Source organism: Vibrio sp. HI00D65 (genome assembly GCF_001635455.1).
Classification (GTDB): Bacteria; Pseudomonadota; Gammaproteobacteria; order Enterobacterales; family Vibrionaceae; genus Vibrio.
In genome coordinates this window covers 149,391-167,928 of sequence record NZ_LWEH01000123.1, presented here as the reverse complement: position 1 = coordinate 167,928, position 18,538 = coordinate 149,391, and the positions used below count along the sequence as shown (strand labels likewise).

Annotated in this window: 15 protein-coding genes; 10 read left to right on the top strand and 5 right to left on the bottom strand. The window is 45.1% G+C overall.

Features of this window, described 5'->3' with window-relative positions; all coding sequences use genetic code 11:
- Positions 1 to 3: 3 nt before the first annotated feature.
- Both A3712_RS10875 and A3712_RS10870 read left to right on the top strand, forming a co-directional pair.
- Positions 4 to 1,674: an ExeA family protein gene (locus A3712_RS10875; RefSeq protein ID WP_063523437.1), complete on the top strand. Its 1,671-nt coding sequence runs from the start codon at positions 4 to 6 to the stop codon at positions 1,672 to 1,674.
- On the top strand, positions 1,674 to 2,594 hold the full coding sequence (locus A3712_RS10870) for a general secretion pathway protein GspB (RefSeq protein ID WP_063523436.1): 921 nt from the start codon (positions 1,674 to 1,676) through the stop codon (positions 2,592 to 2,594). Before A3712_RS10875 ends, A3712_RS10870 begins: the two co-directional genes overlap by 1 nt.
- A 124-nt stretch (positions 2,595 to 2,718) precedes the next feature.
- Here the strand turns inward: A3712_RS10870 and A3712_RS10865 are convergent, their stop codons facing one another.
- The 3 genes from A3712_RS10865 to A3712_RS10855 all read right to left on the bottom strand — a co-directional run bounded on the left by A3712_RS10865 (position 2,719) and on the right by A3712_RS10855 (position 5,607).
- The gene (locus A3712_RS10865) at positions 2,719 to 3,330 is read right to left on the bottom strand and encodes a TIGR04211 family SH3 domain-containing protein (RefSeq protein ID WP_004740777.1); all 612 of its coding nucleotides are present in this window, start codon (positions 3,328 to 3,330) and stop codon (positions 2,719 to 2,721) included.
- A 205-nt stretch (positions 3,331 to 3,535) separates the two neighbouring features.
- A complete protein-coding gene (locus A3712_RS10860) occupies positions 3,536 to 4,798 on the bottom strand; it encodes an inorganic phosphate transporter (RefSeq protein ID WP_008222547.1) in 1,263 nt (420 codons plus the stop codon).
- A 128-nt stretch (positions 4,799 to 4,926) separates the two neighbouring features.
- Positions 4,927 to 5,607, bottom strand: a complete 681-nt coding sequence (locus A3712_RS10855; protein ID WP_008222549.1) for a TIGR00153 family protein — start codon at positions 5,605 to 5,607, stop codon at positions 4,927 to 4,929.
- A gap of 207 nt (positions 5,608 to 5,814) precedes the next feature.
- Here A3712_RS10855 and A3712_RS10850 point away from each other — a divergent pair, with 207 nt between their 5' ends.
- Positions 5,815 to 7,332, top strand: a complete 1,518-nt coding sequence (locus tag A3712_RS10850) for a CYTH and CHAD domain-containing protein (RefSeq protein WP_063523435.1) — start codon at positions 5,815 to 5,817, stop codon at positions 7,330 to 7,332.
- A gap of 39 nt (positions 7,333 to 7,371) precedes the next feature.
- Here A3712_RS10850 and A3712_RS10845 read toward each other — a convergent pair whose 3' ends face one another.
- Positions 7,372 to 8,121: a potassium channel family protein gene (locus A3712_RS10845; protein ID WP_063523434.1), complete on the bottom strand. Its 750-nt coding sequence runs from the start codon at positions 8,119 to 8,121 to the stop codon at positions 7,372 to 7,374.
- A 96-nt stretch (positions 8,122 to 8,217) separates the two neighbouring features.
- Here A3712_RS10845 and A3712_RS10840 point away from each other — a divergent pair, with 96 nt between their 5' ends.
- The 3 genes from A3712_RS10840 to hldE all read left to right on the top strand — a co-directional run bounded on the left by A3712_RS10840 (position 8,218) and on the right by hldE (position 14,261).
- Positions 8,218 to 9,474, top strand: a complete 1,257-nt coding sequence (locus tag A3712_RS10840) for a methyl-accepting chemotaxis protein (RefSeq protein ID WP_063523433.1) — start codon at positions 8,218 to 8,220, stop codon at positions 9,472 to 9,474.
- Positions 9,475 to 9,860: 386 nt separating this feature from the next.
- Positions 9,861 to 12,710 (top strand): bifunctional [glutamate--ammonia ligase]-adenylyl-L-tyrosine phosphorylase/[glutamate--ammonia-ligase] adenylyltransferase, encoded by a 2,850-nt coding sequence (gene glnE, locus A3712_RS10835; RefSeq protein ID WP_063523432.1) that lies wholly within the window; start codon positions 9,861 to 9,863, stop codon positions 12,708 to 12,710.
- Between the two features lie 120 nt (positions 12,711 to 12,830).
- Positions 12,831 to 14,261, top strand: a complete 1,431-nt coding sequence (hldE, locus tag A3712_RS10830) for a bifunctional D-glycero-beta-D-manno-heptose-7-phosphate kinase/D-glycero-beta-D-manno-heptose 1-phosphate adenylyltransferase HldE (protein WP_063523431.1) — start codon at positions 12,831 to 12,833, stop codon at positions 14,259 to 14,261.
- 82 nt (positions 14,262 to 14,343) lie between these two features.
- Here hldE and tolC read toward each other — a convergent pair whose 3' ends face one another.
- Complete coding sequence (gene tolC, locus A3712_RS10825) at positions 14,344 to 15,663, bottom strand: outer membrane channel protein TolC (RefSeq protein ID WP_063523430.1); 1,320 nt, start codon at positions 15,661 to 15,663, stop codon at positions 14,344 to 14,346.
- A 227-nt stretch (positions 15,664 to 15,890) separates the two neighbouring features.
- Here tolC and nudF point away from each other — a divergent pair, with 227 nt between their 5' ends.
- The 4 genes from nudF to yqiA are packed head-to-tail and all read left to right on the top strand — an operon-like array spanning position 15,891 to position 18,470.
- Positions 15,891 to 16,520 (top strand): ADP-ribose diphosphatase, encoded by a 630-nt coding sequence (gene nudF, locus A3712_RS10820; RefSeq protein WP_063523429.1) that lies wholly within the window; start codon positions 15,891 to 15,893, stop codon positions 16,518 to 16,520.
- Between the two features lie 4 nt (positions 16,521 to 16,524).
- Positions 16,525 to 16,965 (top strand): DUF1249 family protein, encoded by a 441-nt coding sequence (locus tag A3712_RS10815; RefSeq protein ID WP_004740768.1) that lies wholly within the window; start codon positions 16,525 to 16,527, stop codon positions 16,963 to 16,965.
- Positions 16,966 to 17,024: 59 nt separating this feature from the next.
- Positions 17,025 to 17,849 (top strand): 3',5'-cyclic-AMP phosphodiesterase, encoded by an 825-nt coding sequence (gene cpdA, locus A3712_RS10810; protein WP_063523428.1) that lies wholly within the window; start codon positions 17,025 to 17,027, stop codon positions 17,847 to 17,849.
- Between the two features lie 15 nt (positions 17,850 to 17,864).
- Positions 17,865 to 18,470, top strand: coding sequence for an esterase YqiA (gene yqiA, locus A3712_RS10805; RefSeq protein ID WP_063523427.1), 606 nt, complete (start codon positions 17,865 to 17,867; stop codon positions 18,468 to 18,470).
- Positions 18,471 to 18,538: the final 68 nt, after the last annotated feature.

Sequence of the window (18,538 nt, the reverse complement as noted above, 5' to 3'; positions counted from 1 at the left end):
CACATGTATAAGGAATATTTTGGCTTCGTTGAGATGCCATTTTCGATTGTACCAAATTCTCGCTACTTGTTTTTAAGTCAGCGCCACCAAGAGGCGATGCAGAACCTACAAGCCGGTTTAGGTGAGGGTGGGGGCTTTGCAATGCTCACTGGTGAGGTGGGAACAGGTAAAACAACGGTCGCTAAGGCGATGTTGTCTTCTCTTGATAGCCATACTCAAGCAGGCCTTATACTCAACCCTACATTTTCCAATACTGATTTACTTGAAGCTATCTGTGATGAGTTCGAGATCGACTACCCGCAGCAGGCATCACTCAAACAGCTGAGTCAGGCGATTCACTATTTCTTATTGGATAGCCATGCCGAAGGTATTCAAACCTTATTGGTGATAGATGAAGCTCAGCACTTAGCTGCCGATGTATTGGAACAGCTACGCCTTTTAACGAACTTGGAAACTGACAGCCGCAAGTTATTAAAAGTATTGCTGGTTGGCCAACCGGAATTACAACAGCACCTCCAGACTACGCAATTGCGCCAACTAGCGCAGCGTATTACGGGGCGCTACCATTTGTTGCCGCTCAACATTCAAGAGACAGGTAAGTACATCGCGTTTCGTTTAGAGACGGCTGGTGGCGGGCAGATGCTGTTTTCGAATCGCTCCGTTAAGCTGATTGCTCAATATACTCATGGTATTCCAAGATTGATTAACTTGGTGTGTGATAAGGCGCTGCAGCTCGCTTTTCATGATGGAGAGCCAACACCGAGCAATGACACGGTCAACAAAGCGTGTCAGCAGATCATGGCGTTTCAAGCCGAGGTTTACCATGTCGAAAAACCTCGAGTAGCGAGCGCGCTACCAAAACTAGTAAAATACGCGAGTGCTACTACCTTGAGTGTCGCGCTTGCGATGGCGACCTTCCACTTTGCTCCAGCTTACATTGACACATGGCTAACAACTCAAACTTCGAATGAAGCCCAAGCACTAAGCTCAGCAAAGATGCAGCGGTCGTTAGTCGCAGATATGCCTAAGGTGGTTGTTGAGTCTGAGATAGACAAGTTCGCACTACCAGCACATATTCAACAACACTTGATGCAAGGAACTAACCGTTCGCTGGCGATCAAGGACTTATATACGCTTTGGGGATACCAATCCTCCCTGCGTGACGGTTTATGTCTGAGCGAGCCACAAAGCGTATTCGTATGTGAGCAACAACAAGCAAGCTTAAATGACCTTCTAGAGTTAGGCGTTCCTGTAGTATTGAACCTAGATGTAGAGCAAGAGCCTGTGTTTGCTGTGCTTTATGGCGCATCACAAGACGCTGTCGAGTTACTGGTGAACGAAAAACTGTTAGTCATGCCGAAGCAATCTCTAGAGAAGGTCTGGCATGGTGATTATGTCGCGATTTGGAAACAACCATTGCGAGAAACGTTAAAAGAGGGATATCAGGGTGAAGCTGTCGCTTTGCTTGATTTGTTGCTTTCTGAGGTTCTTGGAGAGGTTGTATCTGGTAGTGATGTATTTGATTACGAATTAAAAATGAAAGTCGAAGCATTTCAAACTTGGCAGGGCATGTCGGTCGACGGTATTGCTGGTCAACGAACTTTAGCAAGGTTACAACGATTAGCTCAGCTAGATTCTCCAAAGTTAATGTCATTAAGCGGAGGAGCGAGCTAATGTCACGCATTATGCATGAGTTGAATCAGTCCTCAGATAAATCTAGCTTCAAGGGTTACCAAAACCATCAAGCGCCGAGTTCAGCAAAGGGTATAAGTAATAAGCGCGGTTCGTCGTTGGCTATGGGGTTGCTTGTTTTACTTGTGCCTTCTCTGATGGTAGGTGGTGCCTTGGTGTATCAATCCTACTATCAACAGCAAACGGCTAACCAAGCTGCTATTAGTTCGAGTTCAGAATCAGAACCCCAGCCTGTTCAAGCCAAGAATATCGAAACGGCTGATTTGAATGTCGAAGAAGAAGTCGAAGATGAGCCTCTATTTGTGGTGCGTCCAGCGCCGACCGGCAAGACGCTAAAATTGTTACCTCGCCAAGAGGTTTATGCTCAGGTTAATTCTGACAGCACTAACTTTTCTGGTGGAGTTACCGTGCCGGTAGTCACTGCCGAGAGCAGTGCGCGAACAGCCGATGATTCGAAGCTGTCATTCGTTGAGCCGAAAGTTGAACCTGGTGTCAGCAATGAAAGCAATTATCAGCAATCAGATAACGACCTACTGCAAGGGCTAGACTTGACCGAGTTACCGCCTGACTTGGCATTGAAGCTAGAAGCGATTATGGATCAGCAGCCAAACACGCTTGAGCCAATGGATTCGCGACCAGCAAGCCAGATGGAACCTCAAGTGATTGAGCTCGAAAATCACGTTAACAGTTTGTCTGGTGTATTACCTAAGCTCGACTTGCAAACCCATATGTATTCAAGCAGTGAGAGCAAGCGCTGGGTTAAAGTGAATGGGCTAGAGGTGTCACAGGGCGATTGGATCGGCAACGATGTGCAATTACTAGAGATAAAGCCGCAATCTGTAGTTGTTGAATTTAACCAGCAGAAGATAGAAATTCCTGCTTTGTATGAGTGGAAGGGTTAACCCAAGGCTGCAACAAGCACTTTGATAGCATGCTGAGATAAATAAAAAGGAGCACTTAGGTGCTCCTTTTTGGTATTCGAGATTGAATTTACTTTGCTCAACGCAAAACAGCCAAACGAAATGCTTACGCCCAGCCGTTTGGTGACTTTTTACGACGAGGAATAATGTGTGGTAGAACAAGGCCTAGAAGTAGACCAATACCAGCAACACCACCACCGTACATGAAGTATTTCAATAGTAGGTCATCTTTCTGCGTGTCTAGCTTAGCGCGTAGCTCACGGTTTTCTGTTTGAGAGCTTGTTAGCTGTTGGCTAATCTCGCTGTAGTTCTGCTCTAGTTCAGCAATCTGCTTATTACGAGAATCTAGAGAACTTGCTAAACCTGCCTTTTCGCTGTCAGCTGTTTGACGTGCATTAGCCAGCTTGGTTTTCACTTCTGTCAGCTCTTTTTCAAGCTTAGGCATGCGAAGAGCCATGCTCTCTCTCGTGCTTACAAATTTGCTCTCAACCCAACCTTTACGGCCACGGTTGTCTTGGATTTGCGTGTAACCTGTGCTCTTGTTTGCTTGCAGGTAAGTGATCTTCTCACCAGCATCAACACTGCCGATGATACGGTAGGTGTTGTTTGGGCCAGAATGCATATAAGTAAATAGTTTGTCAGCAATATAACGGTCTTGTGCAAAGGCAGCTGGAGCCGCAAGCATTGCGAACAAAACTAAGCTAATCAGTTTTTTCACAGTAAATCCCTTAACGATTCAAGTTGGGTAGGCGGATGAGTCAGCCTCAATGAGCAAATAATATTTAGTTTCTTTATGCGGTGCAACAAAGAAGGGAGGCAAAGCCTCCCTTTCTGCGCGTTTGAGTCAATAATGACATAGCATTTACATATCGTTACTGAAGCTCACATAACTCTGACGCTAGCATTGGCTAACGCAGTGGCAATTACATGCTAAACATAGCCTGAATTCCGTAGAAGAACACAACAGCAAGTAGAGCACCAGCAGGCAGTGTCACAATCCACGAAGCCACGATATTACGTACAACGCCTAAGTTCAGTGCCGCGATACCACGAGCAAAACCAACACCCAATACCGCACCAACTAGTGTTTGTGTCGTAGAGATTGGAAGACCAGTACCTGACGCTAGAACAACCGTACATGCTGTAGCAAGTTGTGCTGCAAAGCCACGGCTTGGTGTTAGTTCAGTGATACCAGTACCGACCGTTGCCATAACCTTATGACCAAGAGTCGCAAGACCAACCACGATACCAAAACCACCTAGAGGAAGAATCCACCATGCGATAGTACTTTTACCTGTGATTTCGCCCATATGCTCAACCGTGGATACAACAGCAGACAGTGGACCAATCGCGTTTGCAACGTCGTTTGAACCGTGTGCGAATGCCATCGCACAAGCTGTGATAACCATTAGTACAGAGAAGATGCCTTCAACACCAGCAAAGCCGTGGTCTTCTTCGCGGTTAGCGAATTTCTTCTGGATGTATAGATAACCACCAATCATTACAATTGCTGATACTGCTGCAGCCCAAACCCATGCTTCAGTATTGCTTAGGTGAAGACCAACGTGCTTAAGGCCTTTCTTGATTGTTACCAGTGCAATTACCATCGTTGTGATGAACATGTACACAGGAACGAAACGTTTAGCGTTGAATAGTGGGTTCTCAGTATCAAAGATCAGTCGCTGAGCACTCACAAAGATAACGTAAGCGAAGAAACCTGAGATGACAGGAGTAATAATCCAACTACCCACAATACCTTGAACGCTGCCCCAGTCTACCGCTTCAGTACCGACAGATACGCAAGCGAAACCGATGATTGCACCGATGATTGAGTGAGTAGTAGAAACAGGCCAGCCCATGTATGAAGCTAGAAGTAACCATGTACCAGCAGCAAGAAGCGCTGACATCATACCGAATACAAGTACGTCTGGTTGATGTGCGAATAGAGACGTCTCGATAACACCTTTACGGATCGTATCGGTAACTTCGCCACCGGCAAGATATGCACCAGCGAATTCAAAGATCATTGCGATAATGATCGCTTGTTTAACGGTTAGAGCTTTAGAGCCTACTGAGGTGCCCATTGCGTTCGCAACGTCATTTGCACCAATACCAATAGCCATCAAGAAACCGAAAGCTGCTGCAACAATAATCAGGACAGTGCCGTAGTTAGCAAGGATATCCATCGTAATACCTAGTTGTTTGATAACAAGCGGAACAAATTTAGACGCAAAAAACCTCTCAGCGAGAGAAATACTCAACGCATAAGTCGTTTGTTCAAAAAATGCTCTTCGTTATATGGTTAACGTATGATTTAAGATCGAGAAAGCATTACTTCAAGACGAGCGCCTACACGCTGTGCTTGATCTGCAATACCACCAACCCATTCAAGAATTTTGTATAAGAACATGATATCAACTGGATTAAGATCGCCTTCAATCGCCATTAGTTGTTGGCGTAGTTCGATCTGCATCGCATCCGTGTCATCTTCAATTACATCTAATTGATGAATCATTTCAGCAACGAGTGTTACTTCGCGGCCTTTAAAGCCAGTCTCAAGTAATTCGTCTAGTTCATTGATTACGTTTTGTGCTTGGTTCGCTGCATCTAGACAACGTTTAACGTAAGCGATGAAGTTTTCTTGTAGAGGAGCAGGAATGACAAGTTGACGACCATATACACGGCCAGCAATGTCTTTCGCTAGGTTTGCTAGTTTGTCTTGCTGAGTTAATAGCTCCAACATGTCGGTGCGATCAACAGGCATAAACAAACCACGAGGAAGTTTAAGGCGAATTTCACGTTTTAGTACGTCAGCTTCTTTCTCAAGGTGAGAAATCTGAGCTCGAATTTCAGCTGCTTTTTCCCAGTCACCCTTTGAAGAAACTTCAAAGAAATTAACTAGGTGAGAACAACATTCGTTCACGCATACTACGTGACGCTGCAAAGGTTTAATTGGGGACTTTGCAAATAACCCCATAATTGTATTTACTGGCATGGTCATCCAACCTAATAAATAATAACCTTAAAACAACATACACCATATTCATGGTGAAATGTTAAGCGATGGCTACAAAGTCGCGCATGTTAACCTAATCAATCTCTCATTAAAACTGTTTTAGATCATCATAAGGGCGATATTTCTGACTTGCCGACTTTGAAAATTGGCAATATCCTGTCCCTATCTTCACAGAAAGGTATAACTATGGAAACCGAGATAGAACTGAAGTTTTTTGTTTCTCCTGACTTTTCAGAGACTTTACGCAATAAAATTGCTGAAACTAAAGTACTTCAGCACAGTTGTCGTGAGCTAGGTAACATATACTTTGACACCCCTGACAACTGGCTACGCAAGCACGATACCGGCTTGCGCATTCGACGCTTTGATGACGTATTTGTACAAACGGTAAAGACAGCTGGTCGCGTTGTTGCAGGTCTACACCAAAGGCCTGAATACAATGCAGAACACGACAGCAATCAACCCAAGCTTGCCTTGCATCCAGAAGATATCTGGCCTGAGGGTAAAGATATCGAAACACTGGAACTCGAGCTTACTCCACTCTTCTCTACTAACTTTATACGAGAGCAGTGGCTGATTGGCATGCCTGACGGTAGCCAAGTTGAGGTTGCTTTTGACCAAGGTTTCGTTGAATCAGGCGACAAACAAGAGCCGATTTGCGAGGTTGAACTCGAACTTAAATCCGGTCAAACCGATGCTCTGTTTACACTGTCTCGCCAATTCTGCGAACAAGGTGGTATGCGCTTAGGAAACTTAAGTAAAGCTGCTAAGGGTTACCGACTTGCTCAAGGTTATCAAGGTGATGAAGTTACTCCTTTGACCTTAGTTGATACTGACAAAAGTGACACCGTTGAATCGTGTTTCATTCAATCTTTAGAGCATGCTCTCGCTCATTGGCATTACCACGAGCAAATTTTCACCGAGCGCCAATCGATTGAAGCTCTTCATGAGATTAGCCATTCACTGAGCTTTATCCGCCAGACTTTCACCATTTATGGCGGCATTGTGCCAAGACGTGCCAGCGCCATTTTGCGTCAAGAGCTGAAATGGTTAGAGCAAGAGTTGGATTGGCTAAAAAGCTATGATCACTTTGAGGATTTGCTAGAAGATAAAGGCCACGTTCTGCGTAAGCTTGATGCTCGTAAGTTCTTAGTGGCAGAGCTAAAAGAGATGCAAGAGCAATTGCCAGGTCGTGAAGAGTTACTGACTCTCTTGAGCTCTGCTCGCTACACCGGTCTTCTGCTTGATTTAAGCCGCTGGATTCTTACCCGAGGCTGGCAGCCATTCTTGGACGATAAAGCCCGTGAGCAAATGGGACGCGGAATTGAATGGTTCTCTGTTAAGCAGCTTGATCGCACCTGGGCGGAGTTGATGGAAGCCTTTCCACCAGAGCGCGTGATGACAAGCCAAGCCTACATCGACCAGCAGTATCGTTTGATGCGTAATCTGTATTCTGGTGTTGGCTTTGCGAGCTTGTACGATGACGATGAGCGTAATAGCTTCCGTTTGCCTTGGGCGGACATGGTGCAAGGTATCGACGATTTATTGATGCTGCGAACCTTACAGCCACTTACTGAGAAGTTAGAAGGTGATGAGAAAGATCAGCTAGAGCGTTGGCTTGCTCGACAAGAAGTTTCGATTCTGCATGCGATGGAGCAGACTCGCCAAATCAGTGTTGAAGTTGAGCCATACTGGCAAGACTAGTATCTACACTAACATCCATTTTTAAATAGGGCCTTGGCCCTATTTTTTTGTCTGCCGTTCAAGCGACTCGAGCCGTTCAAGTATCTGTTGCTGTTGCTCTAGAATCTGATCCAGCTTGCGTTCTTTGTTTTCTAACTGTTGGTTTTGAAGGTCGGTTGGCTCGGTAATTAGCGAGGTGATTAGACCTGAGATCATACCAAATACCCCCACGCCACAGATGATCACAATCGACGCGATTAACTGACCTGCAGTAGTTACTGGATAGTGGTCACCATAGCCAACGGTGCTGATGGTGACGAAAGCCCACCATAATGCATCATGGCCAGTTGTGATATTGGCATTAGGATCTTTGTGTTCCAATAGCAGGATCGTGCCAGCACCGATCGTCAGTAAAATTACCAAAAGCAGAATGATGGAAGCGAAAGTGGTCTCTTTCTTATTGCGAAACAACTCTCTGAAAATACGTTTGCTTGAACGCAGAACTAAGATGACTCGCAGAATTTGAAAAATACGAGCGAAACGAAGAGGTTCGATCATTGGGATACTTGCCAAGAAGTCGATCCAGTGTACTTTGAAGAATTCTTTCTTATTTTGTGATCTGAATAGATCAATGGTGAGCTGAAAAAGAAAAACACTACAGATTATAAAATCGAGGCCGATAAGGACTTGTTTCGAGTCTTTATCAATCGGCGCAAACAACAAGCATGAGATCACAAATAACGCTAAGAAAGAGAGAATTAGTGCTAATAAGCTCATCGGCTTAGGTGTGTCTTTGATACTATTTAACATTCATACGAGGCTCAAAATAAATCGCGAACCTGACTCAATCAGCCATCTCGCGGGTATAGAAGCCATCAATATATATGAGTTAATGGAGAACTGACAATGACTAAACTGTCATTCAAGCCGTGGGAAAGGGTAATCTCTGACGTTCGTCTCGTTCCGAAAATGATCATACTGATGCTGTTCAGTACCATCTTGATTATTTCTAAACAGCTATGGGACGCGAGCTCGTTTTACGATTCATTGCTGGCTGCAACGAACAATGCGCAGGTTGCACAGCAGCATTATGAGACTTACCTAGTGCAAGTCGCTTGGCAGACAGGCTTGATGATCATTGTGTTTGTGGTTCTTCTGTTAGCGGCGGCTCGCGTGATGCTGCGTCAAACCCAATACCTCAGTGATGCTATCAAAACGATGGCAAACAAAAACCTATCTGTGCCGATTCACATGGATTGTAAAGATGAATACGGCGATGTAGCACGTGAGTTAGAAAAAACACGAGTTCAGCTACACGACATGGTGAAAACTCAATTGGCTTCTTCTGATGAGCTATTTGCTCTAACAGAAGTGATGACCATCAGTATGTCAGAGACCAAAGAGTCTGCTCAAGAAGAGTTTAACGAGATTGACCAACTGGCAACGGCAATGAGTGAAATGACCTCTACCGTTCAAACGGTTGCTGAACATGCACAAAACGCTTCTTCTCTTACAGAGCAAGCATCAGGCCAAGCATTGATGGGACAGAAGTTCGTTCAGGGCTCTGTATCTAAGATGAGTGAACTCTCTTCTGATATCGCAGCGTCTGCAGCAGCGGTAAACCAAGTAGAAGAGCGCGTTGATTCAATCGGTAGCGTTGTAGGCACCATCCAAGGCATTTCAGAACAAACCAACTTATTGGCACTAAACGCCGCGATTGAAGCGGCGCGTGCTGGTGAAGCTGGTCGTGGTTTTGCCGTGGTTGCTGATGAGGTTCGTAACCTTGCACAGCGTACTCAGCAAGCAACCGTCGAAATTCAGGATATGATCAGCCATCTACAAAGCAGCGCTAACTCTGCGGTAGAGCTAATGGAAAAGAGTGTTGTTGAAGCTGCTGAAGGTGTAGATCTAGTGACCAATGCTGGCTCTGAACTTGATGGCATCGTGAGCCAAGTGAACCAAATCAATGACATGAACTTCCAGATTGCGACAGCTGCAGGCCAGCAGAGCAGTGTTGCAGAAGAGATGAGTGTTAACCTGACCAATGTTCGTGAGCTTGTTGAGGCTTCAGTTGTGGTGGTCGGTGAGCTTCTAGAGACCTCTCAGCTTATGGAAAGCAACGCGCAAGAACTGGACGGTAAGATTAAACAATTCAAGGTGTAGCCTTAATTTCTCAATCCCTATTGTTAGTGCCTGTTTTCTAAAGAGAAAGTTCTAGCTCGATAAGTTAACCGATAAAACGCCCACATTACTGATGTGGGCGTTTTTTATTGGCGTAACTTTGGTATAACTTATCTTGTACCAATCGTAGTAAATAACTGGTCACCCTAGCTTGTTAAAAATCTCGATAACAGCGTTAGAATTTTTGAGTGTAGAATAACTACTTATCGAAACTATTTATTGAAAAGAGCAGCCTTGTTCTCAAGCTTTTTTCCTACGCTATCTCTGAACACTTACTTGCTGTGATTGGTATTAGTTATGAAAACTCGTTATTGAAAAACTGACCCAACAAATTGATTGTTCGCGCGCAGCTTACACAAGGAAGAAACATGCCATTGCCTTCTCAACTCGTCACTCATTCGCAGTCAGCTTTTGAGCAATTATTAGCGCACCAAAGTGAAGCCATTAATGCTTGGTCTGAGCCGCTAATTGAAGACCTTAAACATGTCTTAGGATTAAGCTGCTTTATCGGTGATTGCTTACAACGTGACACGATCTTATCGACGACTCTACCGGATATGTTGAAATGTGAGGAGCGTGCAGAAGGGTATCGTCGACGATTGGCTGAGCTGCTTTCAGGTTGCACTGACGAAATGAGCGGCCAAAGAGTGCTGCGTCAATTCCGTAACCGAGAGATGACCTATATTGCATGGCGTGACTTTATGGGCTCTTGGGAGCTTGAACAGAGCTTAAATCATCTCTCTATGTTGGCTGAAGCGATGATCTTCGAGACTTATCAATGGCAGTACGATATTTGTTGTAAAGAGTGGGGCACACCTTGTAATGAACAGGGTGAAGCACAACCGATGCTTATTATTGGTATGGGCAAGCTTGGTGGCGGCGAACTCAACTTCTCTTCTGATATCGACCTGATCTTTACTTACCCTGAGAATGGCGAGACTCAAGGGACAAGGCGCAGTATTGCCAATGCACAGTTCTTCACTCGCTTAGGGCAACGTATCATCAAAGCACTTGATCAACAAACCTTTGATGGGTTCTGTTACCGTGTCGACATGCGCCTACGTCCGTTTGGTGAGAGTGGACCATTAGTAATGAGCTACTCTGCACTGGAAGATTACTACCAAGAGCAAGGACGAGACTGGGAACGTTACGCCATGGTCAAGGCGCGCGTGATGGGCAGTGAGATGTATCCAGAGTATCAAGAACTGCGCAAGATGCTACGCCCGTTTGTATTCCGTCGTTATATCGATTTCAGTGCAATTCAATCTCTGCGCCGCATGAAATCGATGATCAGCAGTGAAGTGCGTCGTCGTGGTTTATCTAATAACATCAAACTCGGCTCAGGCGGTATTCGTGAAGTTGAATTCATTGCACAAGTCTTTCAGCTGATTCGTGGTGGTCGCGAGCCTAGCCTACGTGGACGAGGGCTTTTAGAGACCTTAACCGCCATTGACTCTTTGCATCTACTAGAACCCCAAGAAGTGGCTGACCTGCGCGATGCTTACCTATTTTTACGTCGTCTAGAGAACTTGTTACAGGCGATGGCTGACAAGCAAACCCAGACACTACCGGATGGTGAGTTAGAACAACTTCAGCTTGCGGTTGCCATGCAATTCAATGATTGGGAGAGTTTGATTACTGCAACTCGCGCCCATATGGCGAACGTACATAGTGTGTTTGAAGAGCTGATTGGGGTTGATGAAGAGGACGCTAACCCAATCGCGAGTCACTTCAGCGAGTTGTGGGATATGGCCCATAAGCCGGATGTTATCGAGCATGTATTGCAGCATGATATTGCTATCGCCAACCTGCCAGAAGCCGCGAAAACGATTATTCAATTTAAAGCGGATATTGCTAAGAGAACTCTTGGCCCGCGTGGGCGTGAAGTTCTCAATCGACTGATGCCGAAAGTCTTTCAGGCCCTGTATACCGCTAAAGACGCTGAGTTTGGCTTATCGCGTGTACTGCATCTACTGCATAAAATCGTCACGCGTACCACTTATCTAGAGTTGCTCGATGAGCACCCTGCTGCATTGACTCAACTTGTTCGTTTGTGTACTGCGAGTCCGATGATCTCAGAACAGCTTGGACGTTATCCGATTCTGTTAGATGAACTTATCGACCCTCAGCAACTGTATAACCCAGTGCCGCTTGAGTCTTACAAGACAGAATTACGTGATTACCTTGCTCGTATTCCTGAAGACGATATGGAGCAGCAGATGGAAGGCCTGCGTCAGTTTAAGCAGACCTGTATCCTACGAATTGCCGCAGCTGACATTGCTGGTGTGCTGCCGGTTATGAAGGTGAGTGATCACCTGACTTACTTAGCAGAAGCGATTATTGAAGCCGGTGTTAACCAAGCTTGGCTACAGGTGTCGGCTAAGTTTGGTGAGCCTACTCACCTTAAACAGCGTGAAAGTCGCGGCTTTGCGGTTGTTGGCTATGGCAAAGTCGGAGGTTGGGAGCTTGGTTACAACTCAGACCTCGATATTGTGTTTATGCACGACTGCCCGGTACACATCTATACTGATGGTAAGAAAGAGATTGATGGACGCCAATTTTATCTAAGGTTGGCTCAGCGTATTATTCATATATTCTCTACTAGAACTGCATCGGGGATCCTGTATGAAGTTGATACTCGCTTACGTCCATCGGGAGCTTCGGGCTTGTTGGTTAGTCCAACCGATTCCTTTGATGAGTATCAACACAATGAAGCGTGGACATGGGAGCATCAAGCGCTGACTCGAGCTCGTATGATCTATGGTGATGAGCAATTGGCTTCCGCATTCAACAAAACACGTCATGAGGTGTTGTGTTTGCCACGTGATGAAGCAACGTTGAAAAAAGCGGTGGTGGATATGCGAGAAAAAATGCGTGATCACCTTGGCGGCAAAAAAGTCGATCGATTCATGCTCAAACAAGACGCTGGTGGCATTACTGATGTTGAGTTTTTGGCGCAATACTTGGTGTTACGATACAGCCACGAGAAGCCGAAACTGACACGTTGGTGTGACAATGTCAGAATCTTTGAGAGCTTATTATCACAAGGAATTATGGACGAGCAACAAGGCATGGCATTGACTCATGCGTACACAACGCTACGCGATGAAATACACCACCGTAATCTCCTCAACCTAGACGCGGATGTGGCGATTGAGAAGTTCGAAATGGAAAGAGAACATGTGGTTCAAGCATGGAAGCAATGGATGAAAGCTTAACTCGTCTTGTGCTTAGCTATCACAGTGCCTATCTCGATAGGCTTTACTCACTTTTCTATGGTTTAGCCACTGTAATCAGTGTGCTAGACTCTAGCCAGATTCGATTTTTGGAGCTCAACAATGAAACCAATTCTACCTGACTACAGCCAATCAGGTGTTCTTATTGTCGGTGACGTCATGCTTGATCGTTACTGGTATGGTCCAACTGGCCGTATTTCACCAGAAGCACCAGTGCCTGTGGTAAAAGTAGAAAATAACGAGGAGCGCCCTGGTGGTGCTGCTAACGTAGCAATGAACATTGCCTCGCTTGGCGGTCATGCTCACGTTGTTGGTTTAACTGGTAAAGATGAACCAGCTGAGGTGTTGAAAAATACCTTGGGTGCGCTGAAAGTTAAGTGTGATTTTGTTGAGTTAGAAGACTATCCGACCATCACCAAACTACGAGTGATGAGCCGTGGTCAGCAGTTGATTCGTCTCGATTTTGAAGACAAATTTGAAAACACCAATCCGGAGCTTATTCTGTCGCGTATGGAGCAAGCATTGCCAAATGTACGCTCGGTGATCTTGTCAGATTACGCGAAGGGTGGATTAGAGCATGTACAGAGTTTCATTCAAAAAGCACGTGCAGCGAACGTTCCTGTATTTATCGACCCGAAGGGCGCGGATCTAGAGCGCTACCGTGGTGCGACTTTGCTTACACCAAATATGACGGAGTTCGAGCTCGTTGCTGGTAAGGTTAAATCAGAAGAAGATCTAATCGAGAAGGGTATTGCCTTGATCGAAAAGTATGACTTTGAAGCCTTATTGGTGACTCGCAGTGAGAATGGTATGACGTTGCTACGCAAAGGTCAGGCGCCATTCCACCTGCCAACTCAAGCGAAAGAAGTGTATGACGTGACTGGTGCAGGTGATACGGTTATTTCCGTTCTGGCTGCTTCTGTTGCTGCAGGTAAACCATTAGATGAAGCCTGTGCATTAGCAAATGCTGCCGCAGGTGTTGTCGTTGGTAAGCTGGGCACATCAACCTTGTCGACAATTGAACTAGCGGAAGCGGTTCACGGTAGCCAAGATACAGACTACGGCGTGATCTCGGAAGCGGCACTGGTTGAAGCGGTGAAACGTGCTCGTGCGAAAGGCGAGAAGGTTGTAATGACCAATGGTTGCTTTGATATTCTGCATGCTGGCCATGTTTCTTACATGAACCACGCGGCTGAACTTGGAGATCGTTTGATCGTTGCGGTTAATACCGACGAGTCTGTAAAGCGTTTGAAAGGTCCTGGTCGTCCTGTGAACCCTACCGATCGTCGTATGGCGGTATTGGCGGGGTTAGGTGCGGTTGATTGGGTGGTGCCTTTCTCTGAAGATACACCTCAACGTTTAATCTCTGAAGTGCTACCAAGCATTTTAGTCAAGGGTGGTGATTACAAACCTGAAGAGATCGCGGGTGGTGCGGAAGTGATTGCAGCTGGTGGTGAAGTTAAAGTACTTAACTTTGAAGATGGTTGTTCGACAACTGAAATTATTAAAGCAATCAAAGGTGGTCGAGGCTAATTTTAGCCCTGATTACCCAGCTTAATGGATAATAAAAATGCCGCTCAATGAGCGGCATTTTTGTAGCAAGAGTAATTCAGAGTTATTTGCTTGCGACTTTTAGACCTGCATTTACATCAACGATGTCTTGCTCGCTCAGTGTACCAACGGCTTGACGAAGCTGAAGTACACTTAGGATGTAGTTGTAACGAGCGTCTGAGAGGTTCTTGTTCGCATCGTAAAGACGACGAGTTGAATCTAGTACGTCAACGATAGTACGAGTACCTACATCGAAACCTGCTTCCGTCGCCTCTAGAGCTGATTGAGCAGAAACAACTGATTGTTCGTAAGCGCGTAGAGCACCAATTGAAGCACTGATGTTGTTGTTAAAGGCACGTACGTCTTTAACAACGCTACGGTAAGTTGCTTCTAGATCTTCACTTGCTGCAACGTAGTTGTATTCAGCCTGTTTAGTCAAAGAAGTTGTGTTACCACCCGAGTATAGCGGTACAACTAAGTTCAAACCAATATTCAGGTTATCAGCATCGTAATCTAGATCGCTGTTCGAGCTGTTAGTTTGTTCTCCAAGTCCATAGTTGCCATCTAATGTTAGGCTTGGTAGGTGACCAGAGCTTGCTAGAGATATGTTGTCTTTTGCTACGTCTTGAGAGATACGTGCAGCGAGTAGGCTAAGGTTCTTTTGCTCAGCCTGTTCAACAAGCGCTGCCGCTGATTCTGAGGACTTGCTTGCAGAGAAGCGGTCAGTATCTAGGATGCTCAGCTCTGAGTGCTCTTGGCCTGTGATTTCACGTAAACCTTCGTAGCTATTAGTCAAAGTGTTTTCTGCTAATACTTCGTCTGCTAAAACACCATCAAACTGAGCTTGTGCATCATGTACATCGGTAATTGCAGAAAGACCTACTTCAAAGCGTTGCTTCGTTTGCTCAAGCTGACGAGCAACGGCTGCTTTTTCTGCACGAACAAACTCTAGGTTGTCTTGAGCACGAAGTACGTCGAAGTAAGCTGTCGCTGTTCTTAGAATTAACGCTTGTTGTTCTGCCGCGTATGCTGAATCAGCCTGGCGAGCCGACTTCTCTGCGGTATCTAGAGTGATCCATGAAGAGCGTTGGTATAGCTCTTGGCTAAACCCAATGCCAACATTCCATTGATTGTTGTCATTGCTTTCATCATTTTTGTCACCACGGTTGATATCGTAACTTGCATTTAGATTAATTTGCGGTAACAAAGAGCTACGGCTTGACGTTACTGCTTCAAAAGCGGCATCGCGCTGCGCTGCTGAACGAAGAAGCTGTGGGTCGTTCTGTTTTGCTTGGTCATAAACTTCAGCTAGCGTATCAGCGAAAGCCGATGAACTCAGGCTACCAATTGCTGCACTGATAAATAGTGGAAGCAGTTTTTTCATTTTCCTATTCCTGCCTTTAATAGAATTTTCTTTAAAAGAGTTTAACCCAGTTTGGTGGTAATTTACTCGAAACTTTGCACTTTTTTACATTTAACTGTCCACTTGTGCAATATTTGATTTTTAAAACTTAACTTTAATTGTAAGTTTTATATAAAAAGTTGAACCTTATCCTTGGTAGTTAACTCGGACAATGAGTAAAATATAAAGATCACTTAGTGAGGTACCAAATGCAACAGTCTGACAATCAACGACATGAGTTTACTCCGCAAGATGTGGAAATAGTCTCAAAAGAGACGCTGTTTCGTGGTTTTTTTAAAATGGTTAAGTACACATTTAAGCATAAGCTGTTTGAGGGAGGTTGGAGCCAACCAATTGAGCGTGAAATGTTTGAACGTGGTCATGCTGCCGCTTTGTTACCTTATGATCCCGTGCGTGACGAAGTCGTGATCGTAGAACAGATCCGTGTTGGTGCTTTAGAGCATGATCACCCTTGGCAATACGAGATTGTTGCCGGGATTATCGATACCGATGAATCACCACAAGATGTGACTCGTCGTGAAGCGATGGAAGAAGCTGGAATCGAAGTCGGATCTGTGCTGCCTATCACTTCGTATTACCCTTCATCAGGCGGCTGTTCAGAGAGGCTTGATGTTTTTGTTGGTTGTGTTGATGCCACGACAGCAAAAGGGGTACACGGGCTAGATTACGAAGGTGAAGACATTCGTGTACAAGTGATGAGTCGTGAAGCGGCTTATCAACTGGTTAAGGATGGTGTGTTTGAAAATGGGGCCACGATCATTGCGCTGCAGTGGCTACAATTGAACTACCAAGAATTACAGTCAGAGTGGGTAGTTTAACGTTATGCCAAATATAGCGGTCAAGAAACCGTATCATGTTGATCTTGCTGAATTGATGCGAGTCTATGAGACGAATTATGCCAAACTAAACGCTTTGTTACCGGTTGGGCATGAGGTTGGTGATGTCCGCTGCTACCAAGCCGTTAATATGGTGTATCAGTTGACAGTGAATGAGGTCACAAAATACACCACATTAATAGATATATGTCAGAGTGATGCGATGCCGGTGTTTCCTTTGCCAAAAATGTCTGTCAGGCTGTATCACGACGCTCGAGTTGCAGAAGTGTGCGCCAGTGGGGATTTTTCGCGAGTTAAGGCGAAATATGACTATCCCAACACTAAGCTTCTGCAAAAGGATGAGAAATTTCAATTGAATAAATTTCTTGGGGAATGGTTAACGTTTTGTTTAAAAACTGGTATCAGCCGTAGCCCTATTGCCTTTTAATTGAGCTTATCTAAGAAAACTTTTAACGTCTAAACAGTAACGTATCTGGATTTGTTATTTTGAAATTATCACACACTTCAAAATTTGATGAGAGCAGTATTAAGCTTGTACAGCTAACGGATACGCATTTATTTGCGCCGAGCAATGGCAGCTTACTAAGCATCAACACTCAAGATAGCTTTCGTGCTGTAGTCGATGGCATTGTTAGTCAAGGCTTTGACTATCAAGCGATCTTAGCGACTGGTGACATTTCTCAAGATCACAGCGCAGAGTCATACCAGAAATTTGAATCAGGGATTCAACCGTTAGAGAAGCCGTGTTACTGGCTACCTGGAAACCATGATTTTAAGCCTAATATGGGCAGTGTTTTACCATCACCACAAATTCAGTGTGTTGAGCATGTATTGCTAGGCGAGAGCTGGCAAATGATCATGTTGGACTCTCAAGTTGTCGGTGTTCCACATGGTCGCCTGAGCGATCAACAACTTGATTTACTAGAACAAAAACTGGCGGAATTCCCTGAGCGCAATACTTTGGTTTTGTTGCACCACCACCCGTTATTAGTGGGCAGTGCATGGCTCGATCAACACAATTTGAAAGATGCTGACCAGTTCTGGGATGTGGTTCAACAGCATTCTAATGTGAGAGCGGTATTGTGTGGTCATGTTCATCAAGACATGAACCGAGAGCACCATGGTGTACAAGTTATGGCAACTCCGTCGACTTGTGTTCAGTTCAAACCGAACTCAGATGACTTCGCTGTAGATACCCTATCTCCTGGTTGGAGAGAAATAGAGTTGCACCAAGACGGTACGGTGAGCACTCAAGTTCGTCGCTTGCCTAACGGGCAGTTTTTACCTGATTTTGAAGCCGCTGGCTATTAATGAAGGTAGCTAATGATGTCTGAATCTACCGAGCACACTGCAAAACCATCACTGCTTCTCTATATTCATGGTTTTAACAGTTCATCTCGCTCTCATAAAGCGACGGTGATGACGGAGTATTGCGCCGAGCATCGTGCGGATATTAAGGTACTAACACCTCAATTACCTAGCTTCCCGCAGCAAGCTGCACTTTACCTGCAGCAGCTAGTGGAACGATATAAAGGTCAGTACGAGATCGCACTGGTTGGCAGCTCGTTAGGTGGTTATCTGTCAACTTGGCTCAACAGTCACTATGGTTTTAAAGCGGTTGTAGTAAACCCTGCGGTGGCACCATATGAGTTACTTGTCGACTACTTGGGTGAGCAAGTGAACCCATACACAAATGAACGATATGTTTTAGAGACTAAGCATATCGATGAGTTGAAGGCATTAGATGTTCCGGCTATTGCAAAGCCAAGTGACTTCTGGTTACTTCAACAAACGGAAGATGAAGTTCTGGATTACCGACAAGCGGTAGAGAAGTATCAAGGTGCAACCCAAACAGTAGAAGAGGGTGGGGATCATAGCTTTGTTGATTTTGAACGCTACCCACAGCAAATCATCACCTTTCTAAATCTATAACCTGATTTCTTTACTAAGCCGTTGTCTCTCTTTTTGCCTGTTATTTCATCTATCAATGGTGAAATATC

What these genes read in the sequence shown, in the direction of transcription:
- A3712_RS10875 (WP_063523437.1), top strand. Translation starts at nt 4, where the DNA reads ATGTATAAGGAATATTTTGGCTTCGTTGAGATGCCATTTTCGATTGTA.
- A3712_RS10870 (WP_063523436.1), top strand. Translation starts at nt 1,674, where the DNA reads ATGTCACGCATTATGCATGAGTTGAATCAGTCCTCAGATAAATCTAGC.
- A3712_RS10860 (WP_008222547.1), bottom strand. Translation starts at nt 4,798, where the DNA reads ATGGATATCCTTGCTAACTACGGCACTGTCCTGATTATTGTTGCAGCA.
- A3712_RS10855 (WP_008222549.1), bottom strand. Translation starts at nt 5,607, where the DNA reads ATGCCAGTAAATACAATTATGGGGTTATTTGCAAAGTCCCCAATTAAA.
- A3712_RS10850 (WP_063523435.1), top strand. Translation starts at nt 5,815, where the DNA reads ATGGAAACCGAGATAGAACTGAAGTTTTTTGTTTCTCCTGACTTTTCA.
- A3712_RS10845 (WP_063523434.1), bottom strand. Translation starts at nt 8,121, where the DNA reads ATGTTAAATAGTATCAAAGACACACCTAAGCCGATGAGCTTATTAGCA.
- A3712_RS10840 (WP_063523433.1), top strand. Translation starts at nt 8,218, where the DNA reads ATGACTAAACTGTCATTCAAGCCGTGGGAAAGGGTAATCTCTGACGTT.
- glnE (WP_063523432.1), top strand. Translation starts at nt 9,861, where the DNA reads ATGCCATTGCCTTCTCAACTCGTCACTCATTCGCAGTCAGCTTTTGAG.
- hldE (WP_063523431.1), top strand. Translation starts at nt 12,831, where the DNA reads ATGAAACCAATTCTACCTGACTACAGCCAATCAGGTGTTCTTATTGTC.
- tolC (WP_063523430.1), bottom strand. Translation starts at nt 15,663, where the DNA reads ATGAAAAAACTGCTTCCACTATTTATCAGTGCAGCAATTGGTAGCCTG.
- nudF (WP_063523429.1), top strand. Translation starts at nt 15,891, where the DNA reads ATGCAACAGTCTGACAATCAACGACATGAGTTTACTCCGCAAGATGTG.
- A3712_RS10815 (WP_004740768.1), top strand. Translation starts at nt 16,525, where the DNA reads ATGCCAAATATAGCGGTCAAGAAACCGTATCATGTTGATCTTGCTGAA.
- yqiA (WP_063523427.1), top strand. Translation starts at nt 17,865, where the DNA reads ATGTCTGAATCTACCGAGCACACTGCAAAACCATCACTGCTTCTCTAT.